The sequence below is a fragment of the Erysipelothrix rhusiopathiae genome, assembly GCF_900637845.1.
In the GTDB taxonomy this organism is placed as follows: domain Bacteria; phylum Bacillota_I; class Bacilli_A; order Erysipelotrichales; family Erysipelotrichaceae; genus Erysipelothrix; species Erysipelothrix rhusiopathiae.
This window is the reverse complement of sequence record NZ_LR134439.1, coordinates 464097-476743: the sequence shown is the minus strand read 5'-3', so window position 1 is coordinate 476743 and position 12647 is coordinate 464097. Positions and strand designations below refer to the sequence as shown.

Genomic DNA, 12647 nt, shown 5'->3' with positions numbered 1-12647 from the left:
ATATGAATGATTTAGGTGTGACCCTTAATTCACATTGGTTCATTTAAATGCGAAACGTTTGCAACAAAAGAATAACTTTGTTCTTCTTTTTTGTCAATGGATATGTTCAAAAAAAATAAAAAATCGAGATTTTCTCTCGATTTTTAGTATTCTGCTTCATAAGTATAATTAAATATTTTCATAGGATTTTCTCGGCATGGAGCATCATGATTATTCATTTCACAACGTTTCTCCCAACCGTTGCCCCAATTTGCACCACCCGTACCAAAGGTAATGTTTCCATCCCATCGATCATAAGCTGCCTCAATACTATCTGATCCAAGATAATATATTTCAAGATGAAGGTGAGGACCCGATGATAATCCCGAAGATCCCATATTCGCAATCACATCACCAGCACGAACTACAGAACCCGGTGATAACTTGAAAGAATTCTCTTCAAGATGCGCAAACAGTGCTCCATAAATCTTTCCATTCACACTAAACATCATTGTTAGATAATTACCCCAGCCCCCATTGCAATTTCCACGAGGATAAGAACCATAGGTTGGACAACCGCCTTGCGTTCCAGTAATAATCCCAGAACCAGGTGCTAAAATCTCCATTCCAACACGGGCATCAATATGTGCTAAATCGACCCCCATATGACGACCACCTTTCGCATAATGCCACGTACCCGTTGATACCCAATAGTTTGTCTTAATCGGTCGTACAAATCCATTTTCATTTGGTAAGTTACGCAGGTCTAAGAAAAGTTTATTCTCAAAACTCAACTTTTCTTGAACTTCTTTACTTTGATCTTCGAGAACTTGATGTTTTGCCATTAAGGATTGAATTAAATCGCGAACTTCCATCTGATAAACTTTAATGTCATGTTCTTCTTTTTTTACAGATGCTTCCTTCGCTTCCATTTGTTCCTTTTGAGAAAGTAGGTGTTCTTTCTCTTCATCAAAAGCTTTACGGGCTGCAATCAGTTCATTGACAACGCCATCATTACTTTGTTTAATACGGGTTACGCCTTCCATTCGCCGAATTAAATCTACAAAATCTGCAGCACCAAATACAAATTCGATATAATTATTAACATACAACGAGGATTGTGATGCACGAATATTAAGTTTAACTTTTTCTTCCAATACTTTAATTTTCTTCTCAAACACTTCAATCTTAGCTTCAGTCTCAACAACATCTGCTTCGATCATTCGTATACTCTCTTGAATTTCTGTAACACGTTCTTTTAAAACTAGAATCTCTTTTTGATAGACTTCTAACAATTCATTATTATCTTCAATTTCTTCTAAAACAGTATCTTTCTGCTCACGAATACGACGCAATAAGGTTTCCGAGTCAGCAAGTTTGTCATTAATATATTCTGTAAATCCGGTACATTCTTCTTGATGATCACGAGCTTTAGCACCCGAACACAATTCATGATAATACCCTTCATCACGCTCATAGTCCGTACGCGAAAATGCATCGATGGGCTGAATCCCAATCAATGCGAATACGAGAATAATATTGATACTTTTTTTAAAACGAGATGCCATGAATCTAAACCCCTCAAATCACTTTGTGAAACTTTCGTGAATATTATACCATAATTTAAAATAAAACGATTGCCATTGGCAACCGTTAGAATTCAATATAAATTTGTTTAAGTGTTTCCACATCTTTATCTGAAAGTAACAATCCTTTCGCAACATAGGTTTCAAAGTCGCCGTAGATTTCTATAATCGCATCCCATGCTTCTTTGAGATAACTTGTATCAACGGTCATGTACCCACGAATATTATTCACTTGGTCATCTGTTAGATTTTCTTTAACTTTAAATCCCGCTAATTCTTTTTCAACGAGTTCATGGGTCATCGTATTGGTTTCAAGATAATCTGCTAAGATTGCTTCATCACTGGCTCCCAATATTTTAAGAATTTGAGCAGCGGCAAAACCCGTTCGGTCTTTACCTGCAGTACAGTGAAAATAAAGAGCTCCTTCTTTATTCTTAAGGAGATATTTAAAAAATGTACGATACTCATCACGTGCATCGTGACTTTCCACAAACAACCGGTTTAAACCTTTCATGTGTTCTGTAGAAATCTCACGTCGATATTTAAGTGCCATTTTTTCCGGATCTGCATTCTGCTGTGCTTTAGTCATAATATCAAGATGTACATCTTCAACACCTTCAATATCCATATTAGGCTTTTCTTCAATTTCACGTTCTGATCGTAGATCAACAACCGTTTTCAAGTGGTATTCATTAATGAGACATGCGACTGTAGTCTCATCTAAATTATAGAGTGGACCCCCTCTTAGAAGTTTATGGTATTTTACGTGGCCTCCCTTTACAGGAATCCCCCCTAAATCTCTAAAATTTCGAATTTTATGATGCATATTCAAACCCTCCTTACATTTTATTATAAGGGATTTACGCTTTCAAAGTAACGCTTGCTATCAACCTATTTATTTTAGATATAAAAAACACCCGAATCCGGGTGCTTTTTATATTATTTTCCTGAACAGCTGAATGAACCTTCAGATTCAAGTACTGCTTTAACAGCATCAACGTTTAAATCTTCTTGATCAAGAATTATTTTTTGACCAGACTTGCTTAGGTATGAGAAATACTTTTCTAATTGAGTACCTTTAGCAACTGCAAGATCAACAGTTGTTTTAACTGTGATTGCGGTATCGGATTTCTCATATTCAAAGGTAACACCATCTGTTACTTTTGATTCAGCGAATTGCTTATACAAGTCATCATAGGTATTCATCTGAGTTGCTTTATCCATTTGGATTACGGTTTCTTCTTCTAAACCAACAACTTCAGAATTTTTCACATCCAACTTAAGTGTACGTTTAATGCCATCTGCTTCTACTGTACAAACGTTCTTATTTGCGGAACATCCAACAAGTACAAGAGAAAATAATACTGCTACAATTATTTTTTTCATTTCCTTCTCCTTTTAACCGTATAAATCATATCATAGATTTAATTTTGCGGAATGAAATTTTATTAAAAATCACCATTTTTTTGAAATGTTTATACACTAAAGCTCAAATTGGCGGTTCATTTCCCACAGAATATAAATATCTTTTCCTCTTATGTTATTTTTCTTGCTTTACGGTAGTGTAAACGCTATTATAAATTCAGGCGTACTATTGCAAGTAGTACAGTAGGAGGTATCATGAATCATTTTAAAAGAGCCTGGTTAAGTGTCTCTCGACGTAAAGGAAAATCATTAATCCTTTTAATTGTTGTCTTTATACTCGGCAACTTAATCGCAGGAACATTTGCCATTAAACAAGGTACATCACGTGTTGAAACAAATCTTAAAGAAAAACTTGGTTATAACGCAACCGTAGCGCTTGACTACGAAGCGTTTGATCGTATTGATTTCGAAACCCTTAAAATTAGCGAATCAACCATTCAAAAATTAGGAAAACTACCCGAGGTTGCATTTTTTGATTATTCGTTGAAACATGATATTCAATCAAGTTCTTTAAAATCATATCAAATGCCACATGTACGAGATCGTTCTGATACCGAAGAACCGACGCACTATTTTTCATTTCAAGGTGTCGAATATCTAGATCTTCTTGATACCAAAACAGGGCGGATCGAACTAACATCTGGCCGTACCTTTACCGAAGATGACTTAAAGTCAGATGTCTATCCAGTAATTCTTTCGGACATTGTGATGACTGAAAATAATCTTCGTCTTGATGAAGTCATCGACCTTAAAACAATGCTCCCTAATTATGGTGTTAACGAAGGGGAATCAACACCTAACATAAACTTCAAAATTAAAGTTGTAGGTTCATTTAAACCGGTATCGTTTAATCAAAAAGCTGATAATGAAAACTGGAGCCTCGTATCCATGTATAACCGAATTTATATTCCAAATCATCGTTTACGAACATTGAGAGCTGAGGAAGCGAAGATTGCGGAAGCACATGGGATTGATATCCTCGGTAATGACTCAATTTATAACGAAGAAAAATATAACTATCGAGATTCTGTATTTGTGATGGAATCGGAAGCAGATTTAAACGCATTTACACAACAGGCAAAAGAACTCTTGGAAGATGGACTCACGGTTCGCACCTCCCAACAATCTTTTGAAATGATTGCGGCACCCATGGCAATGTTGAATGTAATGGCAGACTATACCTTAAAGGGTGCAGCCATCACCACAACCATCGTGCTTTCCCTTGTCGTGATTCTCTTTTTAAGAGATCGTAAACATGAGATGGGAATTTATATTGCGCTAGGAGATCGTCAATGGGGTGTATTAGGGCAAGTAACCCTTGAGGTGCTCATGATTACACTTATGGGTCTTACCTTATCGTTTGGAACGGGTTTAATGCTTGCGAATAAGGTCTCTGATGTTCTCATTTCGGATTCTTATATGGATGATGTATTTATTGATACGGAAAGTTCTTATCTCCCATCAATTAATATGATTGAAGTGAATGAAGATTATCGCATTGAATTAACCCCTTCCTATGTACTCTCTGTCTATCTTCTGGGTGCAGGGGTTGCAGTTGCTTCAAGCATCCTTCCAATGTTTTATGTTACACGCATGAAACCTAAGAAAATATTAATGTAGGTGAGCCAATATGAAACTATTAGAAACGAAGAACATCAACTATTTTTATCAAGATGGAGATCAACGTCGCTTTATTCTACGTGATGTGAATACCAGTTTTGAAGCCGGGACCTTTTATGCTATTTTAGGCCAATCCGGATCTGGAAAAACTACATTTTTATCCCTTCTTAGTGCACTTGATACACCGCGTGAAGGCGCTGTTTACTATAAAGATAAAAACATATCCGAAATTGGGCTTGCGGAATATCGACGTAACCAAATTGGGATTATCTTTCAAAGTTATAATCTGATTCCTCATTTAACGGCTGTCGAAAATGTTCTTGTAGCGATGAACATCACCACCAACCAAATTCCCGAAGAAACAAAAGAAGTTGCATACAACCTTCTTGATTTTATTGGGATTACCCGAAGTAAGGCTGATCGTCTTGTGACCATGCTTTCTGGAGGAGAACAACAACGGGTTGCGATCGCGCGCGCCTTATCAACCAATGTGGACGTAATTCTAGCGGATGAACCTACTGGAAACTTGGACGAAGAAATGGAAGCTGAAATTATTAATATCTTCCAACATCTTGCCCATGACCACCAGAAATGCGTTATTGTTGTGACGCACTCCCAAGAAATCGCAAAACAAGCAGACAAAATTTTATATCTAAAAAAAGGATCACTGGAAGAAATTAGTAGAGGTGACTTGAATGAGTAATTTTCTTGATCAATTTAAACCCGGTGTTTATGACCGAAATAAAATACATATTGGAACTGAGAAGTCTGAAAAAAAAGTTATTGAAATGGATGATCTTGAAACCACAAGCACTTATCAAGATGAAGAACGCTTCTATGTTCGCGAAGAAGAAACGGAACTAGACCCTTCCTATAAAGCAAAAAAACAAAAAAAGATGGTCCTAATCGGAGTCGGTGTACTCCTATCGTTGTTACTTGTAGGTCTAATTTGGAATAAACAATCACATACAATGATGCCTGATTTTACGGACAAACAGCGTCAAGAAGTCGAGATTTGGGCTAAAAAACATAAAGTTGAAGTTGACTTCAAAGACGAATTCAGTTTGGTATATGATGAAAATGTTGTCATTTCCCAAGAATTTGAACCCAAAACTAAAATACGAAAAGGCAGCATGGTAAGTGTCGTCATAAGCAAGGGGCCCGATCTTGAAGAAGTCATTAAACTCCCTGATTTTGAGAAACTCAACGGAACTGAAATCAATGCATGGATTGAAGAACAAAAAATGCGTTACATCCAAGTTGAAAATGTATTCTCCAAAGATGTCGCAAAAGGTAATTTTATATCGTTTGAAATCAAAGATAAAAACGTCACAAAAGATCATTTCCAACGTAAAAACAAAGCACTTATCAAAATTTCGAACGGACCCGAAAACTACGAAAAAAACATCATCGTTCCAGACTTTAAAAACAGAACAAAGATGGATATTGAACTTTGGGCGAAAGAAAAAGAATTTGTAAACACCTTTACGTATGAAGAAGAATTTGATGACAAAATCGAAGCGGGCGGTGTGATCTCACAAAGTGTGAGTGCAGCAGAGAAAGTTGCGAAAAATGACGAACTTACCTTCGTAATTTCAAAAGGAAAAGCTGTACGCGTACCGGATTATTCCTCTTCCGATCTAAATACTTTCGATACGATCAATTCCATGGGGGCTCAAGTAATTCAAAAACAAATTTATACGATGAATTACCCTTACGGAGCATTTGTTGAACAAAACACAGAACCGGGTACGATTTTAAACGATGACCCAGATACTGTTGTGATTGTATACTACTCCATTGGTCAGCCTTATATTAAAGGACTTGTTGGTCTTACCGAAGGTGATTTACCAGCTTATTTCTATGAATTCAGTGGTAAAGGAGCACACATCACCTATGATGTGACTCGCGTTGCGGAATGTGGTGAAAAAGGAACTGTAGTTCGTGCTTCCAAAAACAATCAATTTGTTTCCACAACTGACCACATTAATATTTACATTAGTGATGGTACCAAAGCTTGTACCGCACCTGATGCTTAACCAATGAAAAAACACCACGTCTCAAACGTGGTGTTTTTCTATTAAACTGTTTGTGCTGCACTAATGCGTGCAATTGGCACACGATACGGCGAACAGGATACATAATTAAATCCAGCATCTCGGAAGAATTTAACCGATCGTGGATCACCTCCATGTTCACCACAAATTCCAATCTTTAAGTCTGGCTTAACGCCGCGTGCTTTTGATATCGCTAGTTGAATTAATTGCCCAACACCCTCTTGATCTAATGAAGCGAAAGGATCATTTTGATAAATCCCTTTCTCATAATAATCTTTTAAGAATGTTCCGGCATCATCTCGGGAAAAGCCATAGGTCATTTGTGTTAGATCATTGGTTCCAAATGAGAAGAATTCCGCTTCTTCCGCAATCTTATCCGCAAGTAAACATGCACGTGGAAGCTCAATCATGGTACCAATACGATAATGAACTTCTACACCAGCCTTGTCAATTAACGCATCCGCAAGATTTCGTATGCGTCCTGCAAGGAAATTAAACTCATTCACATCCCCAACAAGTGGAATCATGATTTCTGGGTTTACGCGGTGACCTTTTTGATTCACATTAATTGCCGCTTCGATCAATGCTTGAGTTTGCATAAGTGCAATTTCTGGATATGTGATTGCAAGACGGCAGCCACGATGTCCCATCATGGGATTATATTCATGCAAGGATCTCATAACCGTTTTAATCTCTGCAACACCCATATTCATCGACGCTGCCAACTCTTCAATTTCTTGGGTTGTGGTTGGCATGAACTCATGTAGGGGTGGATCAAGATATCGCACGGTAACACTTCGATTTTCCATTACCGTAAAGATTGCTTCGAAATCCTTACGTTGAATGGGTAAGATTTTCGTTAATGCAGCCTCACGTTGTTTAGGGGTTCGACTTAAGATCATCTCACGCATCGCACGAATACGATCACGTTCAAAAAACATATGTTCAGTACGAATTAAGCCGATTCCTTTCGCACCAAATTCGATTGCGGTTTGCGCATCAGCAGGCGTATCCGCATTGGTGTAAACATCAATCGAACTCAATTCATCCGCCCAATCAAGAAGTGTTTCAAACTCTTTAGACATCGTCGCTTCTTGAGTTTTAAGACGTCCTTGATATACACAACCGGTTCCACCATCAATTGAGATTTCATCACCGAGATTATAAACTTTACCATCAATCTCACAGGTATTATCCTCATATACGATCACATCACTACATCCTACAATACAGGATTTCCCCATACCACGCGCTACAACCGCCGCATGTGATGTCATCCCACCACGACTTGTCAGGATACCCTCCGCAAGATGCATCCCCTCAATATCCTCAGGAGACGTCTCTAAACGAACTAAAATTACGGGTTTACCTTTTTGAGTGTATTTAACAGCCGTAAGTGTATCAAAGACAATCATACCGCTTGAAGCCCCTGGCGAAGCCGGTAACCCTTTCGCAATAGGCTCTATAGATTTTAAATTTTCGGTATCAAATTGAGGATGGAGTAATCCATCCAAAATGGATACATCAAGATTGTTTATGGCTTCTTGTTTGGTAATGGTTCCTTCATGAACCATATCATAAGCAATTTTCACAGCAGCTTGAGCCGTACGCTTTCCACTTCGTGTCTGTAACATATAGAGTTTTCCTTTTTCAATTGTAAACTCCATATCTTGCATATCATGATAACGTTTTTCAAGTTTCTCTGCGAGTCGTTCAAATTCATTATATGCTTCTGGCATAGTTTCTTTTAGAGTAGAAATTGGTAAGGGTGTGTGCGTTCCCGCCACCACATCTTCACCTTGCGCATCATAGAGAAACTCACCATAAAGTTCATGTTCTCCCGTTGCGGGATTTCGTGAAAAGGCAACACCTGTAGCACACCCTTCACCACGATTTCCAAAAACCATTTCTTGTATATTTACCGCAGTTCCCCAATCATCGGGAACATCATGCATTTTTCGATAATACTTCGCTCTAGGATTATTCCAACTTCTAAAGACTGCCTCTACGGCATGAACCAATTGAACTTGAGGTGAATCAGGGAACGGTTCTCCTACTTCAATTCGATACGTTTCTTTAAGACGCTGAATCAATTCCTTCAAAGCAATAACACTTAAATCATGATCACTGTCCACACCATATTTATGGACAACTAAAGCAACTTCTCGATCCATCTTCACTTTCTCAATCCCCATAACCACATCCGCATACATTTGAATCAGACGTCGATACGAGTCATAAGCCATCTTTTCATTATCTTTCGCCAATGCTTCAACCACTTCATCGTTTAAACCAAGGTTTAAGACGGTATCCATCATCCCTGGCATGGAAACACGGGCACCACTTCGAACGGAAACAAGCAATGGTTTATCCGTTCCACCAAAAGTCTTACCCGTTAATGATTCCAATTTACTGAGGTTTGCGAAAATTTCATCCAGTATATTTTGTGCGATTGCATGATCTTTTTCATAATAATGGAGACACGCATCCGTACTGATTACAAAACCTTGGGGTACTGGTAGCCCCAAATTCGTCATTTCACAGAGGTTTGCACCCTTACCACCTAGGGTTGGACGCATCGCTGCACTTCCTTCAGAAAACATGTAAACATATTGCATATCGAAAAGCCCTCCTTATACACTTTCAATTATACATTGTCCGTTTTATTTTTTGGGTGCACGCCAACAAGGTAGTACCTACAAATTTAAAATCTCACCATAATTACACAAGGATAGCAATATCCTTAAAGTAACTGTTATATCTTAGTGATACAATGACTGTAAAGGGGGGCGTGATTATGAAGCGTTTCATAGTTTTTCTAATCTTACTTGGTTCACTTACAGGATGTAATGCGAAAAGCAATCCTGAATCGATGCATGATGGAATTCGTACAGTAAGTCATACCGATTTATGTCTATCAACCATTCAAAGTGAACTGTCTACGGTCAATGAAGGATTTTACTTCATACGCGATACCCAAGACAATGCCTATTTCTATATTTACTCTAAAGCACGTAACTTTGAACAGATGAGTATTTCCAACCAAATGGTTGATAAAGAACCACATGTGATCTTTACGGCAACCACTAAAAATCTTGTTTATCATTATGATGAACCAAAACTCGATGGATTTATGGCCCTAAACGTGAATGAGCGTGTTGATCAGTTTCGATTTATGGTGGATGGTAATGAGATTTATCCACAAATTATTACTTCCCGCATCCAACTTGATGCGGCACGTTAAAAAGGAGTTCCAGTTGGAACTCCTTTTTTCTGATTATTGTTCGTATCCGTTAGGATTTGATTTTTGCCAGTTCCATGAATCTTCACACATTTTATGAAGATCACGTTTTGCTTCCCATCCTAACTCTTCACGAGCCTTTTGTGGATCAGCATAACATTCCGCAATGTCACCGGGGCGACGTTCTTTAATTTGATAAGGAATTTCATGACCGACTACATCACTAAATGCTTTAACCATCTCTAGAACAGAATATCCTTGACCTGTACCAAGATTATAAACACGGTATTCTGGTGTTTCTGTCATTTTCTTAAGTGCAGCTACGTGACCTAAAGCAATATCAACCACGTGAATGTAATCGCGAACACCACTACCATCAACCGTGTCATAGTCATCTCCAAATACAGATAGATGATCTAATTTTCCAACTGCCACTTGAGTGATGTAAGGAACAAGATTATTTGGAATACCTTTTGGATCTTCGCCGATCGTTCCTGACTCATGGGCACCAATTGGATTAAAGTAACGTAAAATCACAACGTTCCATGAAGGATCCGCAATATTTAAATCACGCAACATATCTTCTGCCATGAGTTTTGTACTTCCATATGGACTTGTTGTGGAAAGTGGGAATGATTCATTAATTGGAACGGTTTTAGGTGCTCCATAAACCGTTGCGGATGAACTAAAGATAATATTCTTTACATCATTATCACGCATCACCTCACAAAGAGTAAGTGTTCCTGTAATATTATTTTGATAATACTCTAAAGGTTTGGATACACTTTCACCCACAGCTTTTAAGGCTGCGAAATGAATGACAGCATCCACGGATTCCTTTTCAAAAATTGCATTTAGGCTTGGTTTATCAAGAACATTGGTTTCATAAAACGTAACGGTTTTTCCAGTAATTGCTTCAACACGTTTGAGTGCTTCGACACTTGAGTTACTTAAATTATCAACCACAACAACTTCAAATCCTTGGTTTAATAATTCAACACATGTATGACTCCCAATATAACCAGCACCACCTGTAACTAAAACTTTCATACTACCTCCCAAGGCCAATTCTTGGCTTCTTCTAAGTTTATTTTATCAGTTTACAAGATTAATGCAATGTAATAAAAAAACAAGAAATGTTATTTTCTTGCTTTTTTTATTGCGTAAATTTTACTAATATTTACTGGTATAGCTGAGTCATGTCGATGAATGCATCAAAGTTTGGGAATGACATTTCTACTGAATCATTTAACCCAACAACTTCAGTTGTAATCAATAATTCCATCGATTCCATCGAATTCTTTTCAGTTACCATAAAGCTGAGGTCGATGTTTTCAATCTCTTCCCCTACCTTCACAATCGCTTGACCTTGCTTGAAATCTAAGTCTACATCTTGACCTTGTTCTGCCAATGCTTTTTTAAATGTATCGGATTGTAAGAAGTCATTTAGGTCGAAGGTATAAACAAGTTGATTGTTTTCTGATACGACGGTTGCTTTGTCAAAATTAATATCCGTAGTTTTGGATTGTATATCACTATATGGAAATTCTAAGATTGTACCAACTTGTGGAATTTGTTTAATATCAATTTTCATTTTTTGTTCCATAAAGTCCATATAAACATCAGAACCTTTTTTATAGATGTTCATTGATGCATCGTCTTCATCGGGTACGTTAATTTTAAAAATTAAATCAAAATCAAGCGGTAATCTTGCTTTCGCATATTTAATTCCCATATTTGCGGATACGGCATCGTTAAGCTGTTCGCGTTTTTCTGGTTTCATCTCAAGCACTAAGTCAATGTCGACCGCATTTGCGTTCATTAAACGATCAGTAGCTTCGTTTAGCTTTGCTTTTTGTTCATCATTTGGTTTGTTTGATTTTGAACATCCTGATAGCAAAACAAGAACGATTAAGATCGTAGTCATTATTTTTTTCATTTTTTATTCCTTTCTCGGTCAAAGACTGACCTTTTCTATTTTGAAAACGATTAGAAATTCAACACAAACACGCATACCGCTATAAGTAGCACGTGACTGTTTACTCCAGTTTAAGATAATGTAGGCGTTTTAGGAGTTGGTATAGATGCTAATGTTATTTCCGCAAATTTTTGTATTGCTAAGAGAGAGTATCAATCTATAATTCAAGCCTTCGACATCATAGCCATTTGCTTGTTTAAATGTGTATCCACACCATGGTTTTTGAAGTGTTCTATATGGCGTTCCTTACTTATCCGTAGCAGTTTCTAAATAAGAAATAGTTTTACATCACCATGATATTCAATGACCCGTTCTTTTTAAAGAATCACAATCAATACTTCTTTTTCATCGACATATACAACATTAAGGATTTCATCGCTTTAATTAGCCTATATGGGATAATTATGCTAAATTCATCTGTTTGAAAATTTCAATTATACACAAAAGTATCCTAATTTCGTTTAATAATTAAAAGACAAAAAACTCCTTTTTGACTGCCTACAATCCATTAAACACATATACGAACACTTTTCTACAACGACATCGTATCATTTCCACACATAAAGACCGCTTTCTTGTCCTGAAAAATTCAATTTCTGTCATAAAATGAACGCTTTTCACAAAACGTTTATTTTAGAAGCGCAATCAGGGTGGTTTTTGTAGATGAAGCGTAATTTTTCACAAGATAACGAAAACCAGTATCATTTAGACCTCGAAAACGAAATTTTCAATCGTAATCAGACATGATTATTAAGAGTTTG

General features: G+C 37.2%; 10 protein-coding genes. 4 read left to right on the top strand and 6 right to left on the bottom strand.

Features of this window, described 5'->3' with window-relative positions; all coding sequences use genetic code 11:
* Nucleotides 1–143 precede the first annotated feature (143 nt).
* The 3 genes from EL194_RS02250 to EL194_RS02240 form a co-directional block, all read right to left on the bottom strand.
* Nucleotides 144–1547 carry a murein hydrolase activator EnvC family protein gene (locus tag EL194_RS02250; RefSeq protein WP_003774860.1) on the bottom strand — a complete coding sequence of 468 codons (1404 nt, stop codon included), beginning with the start codon at nucleotides 1545–1547 and terminating at the stop codon, nucleotides 144–146.
* Nucleotides 1548–1632: 85 nt separating this feature from the next.
* Nucleotides 1633–2391 (bottom strand): tyrosine-protein phosphatase, encoded by a 759-nt coding sequence (locus EL194_RS02245; protein WP_003774858.1) that lies wholly within the window; start codon nucleotides 2389–2391, stop codon nucleotides 1633–1635.
* 113 nt (nucleotides 2392–2504) lie between these two features.
* Nucleotides 2505–2951, bottom strand: coding sequence for a hypothetical protein (locus EL194_RS02240; RefSeq protein WP_003774856.1), 447 nt, complete (start codon nucleotides 2949–2951; stop codon nucleotides 2505–2507).
* 234 nt (nucleotides 2952–3185) lie between these two features.
* Here EL194_RS02240 and EL194_RS02235 point away from each other — a divergent pair, with 234 nt between their 5' ends.
* From EL194_RS02235 to EL194_RS02225, 3 genes are read left to right on the top strand one after another with little or no spacing between them, the layout of a single operon-like run.
* Nucleotides 3186–4610: an ABC transporter permease gene (locus tag EL194_RS02235; RefSeq protein WP_003774854.1), complete on the top strand. Its 1425-nt coding sequence runs from the start codon at nucleotides 3186–3188 to the stop codon at nucleotides 4608–4610.
* Nucleotides 4611–4620: 10 nt separating this feature from the next.
* Nucleotides 4621–5313 carry an ABC transporter ATP-binding protein gene (locus EL194_RS02230; protein WP_003774851.1) on the top strand — a complete coding sequence of 231 codons (693 nt, stop codon included), beginning with the start codon at nucleotides 4621–4623 and terminating at the stop codon, nucleotides 5311–5313.
* Nucleotides 5306–6649, top strand: a complete 1344-nt coding sequence (locus EL194_RS02225; RefSeq protein ID WP_003774849.1) for a PASTA domain-containing protein — start codon at nucleotides 5306–5308, stop codon at nucleotides 6647–6649. Before EL194_RS02230 ends, EL194_RS02225 begins: the two co-directional genes overlap by 8 nt.
* 41 nt (nucleotides 6650–6690) lie before the next feature.
* Here EL194_RS02225 and ppdK read toward each other — a convergent pair whose 3' ends face one another.
* Nucleotides 6691–9285, bottom strand: coding sequence for a pyruvate, phosphate dikinase (gene ppdK, locus EL194_RS02220; protein WP_003774847.1), 2595 nt, complete (start codon nucleotides 9283–9285; stop codon nucleotides 6691–6693).
* 179 nt (nucleotides 9286–9464) lie between these two features.
* On the opposite strand from ppdK, the gene EL194_RS02215 reads away from it, so the two are divergent.
* On the top strand, nucleotides 9465–9911 hold the full coding sequence (locus tag EL194_RS02215) for a hypothetical protein (protein WP_013853280.1): 447 nt from the start codon (nucleotides 9465–9467) through the stop codon (nucleotides 9909–9911).
* A gap of 33 nt (nucleotides 9912–9944) precedes the next feature.
* Here EL194_RS02215 and galE read toward each other — a convergent pair whose 3' ends face one another.
* Both galE and EL194_RS02205 read right to left on the bottom strand, forming a co-directional pair.
* On the bottom strand, nucleotides 9945–10958 hold the full coding sequence (gene galE / locus EL194_RS02210; protein ID WP_003774843.1) for a UDP-glucose 4-epimerase GalE: 1014 nt from the start codon (nucleotides 10956–10958) through the stop codon (nucleotides 9945–9947).
* Nucleotides 10959–11088: 130 nt separating this feature from the next.
* Complete coding sequence (locus EL194_RS02205) at nucleotides 11089–11847, bottom strand: hypothetical protein (RefSeq protein WP_003774841.1); 759 nt, start codon at nucleotides 11845–11847, stop codon at nucleotides 11089–11091.
* Between the last annotated feature and the right edge of the window lie 800 nt (nucleotides 11848–12647).